The sequence below is a fragment of the Vogesella mureinivorans genome, assembly GCF_007644035.1.
In the GTDB taxonomy this organism is placed as follows: domain Bacteria; phylum Pseudomonadota; class Gammaproteobacteria; order Burkholderiales; family Chromobacteriaceae; genus Vogesella; species Vogesella mureinivorans.
Window position 1 is genome coordinate 1 of record NZ_VMTV02000934.1, and the last position, 445, is coordinate 445.

A 445-nucleotide genomic window follows, 5' to 3' on the forward strand; every position below is an offset into this window, starting at 1 on the left:
GATCGAGCACGGCGGCGAGGTCTGGGTGATCTCGGGCGACTACAAGCGCGACCCCGACCCGACCTGCACCGGCTTCGAAGTGGTGCCCTGCGACACCCTCATCACCGAGGCCACCTTCGCCCTGCCCGTCTATCGCTGGCGGCCGGCCAGCGAAGTGGCTACTGAAGTGCTGGCCTGGTGGGACGACTGCGCGCAGCGCGGCGAGACCGCCGTGCTGGGCTGCTACGCGCTCGGCAAGGCGCAGCGCCTGCTGGCCGAGATCGGCGCGCTGGCCGGCGCGCGCGGTCGGCGCATCCTGCTGCACGGCGCGATGGCGCCGGCGGTGGAGATCTACCGCGAGGCCGGCATTGCACTGCCGCACACCGAGGCCGTGAGCGAGCAGGCCAAAGGAAAGGATCTCGCCGGCGAGCTGGTGCTGGCGCCGCCGTCCGCGCTCGGCACGCCG

The 445-nt window shown here is 72.8% G+C and carries 1 protein-coding gene; it reads left to right on the forward strand.

The annotated features are described in order from the left end of the window. On the forward strand, nucleotides 1-445 hold a 445-nt coding region (locus tag FLQ44_RS23895; RefSeq protein WP_206209045.1), incomplete at both ends, for an MBL fold metallo-hydrolase.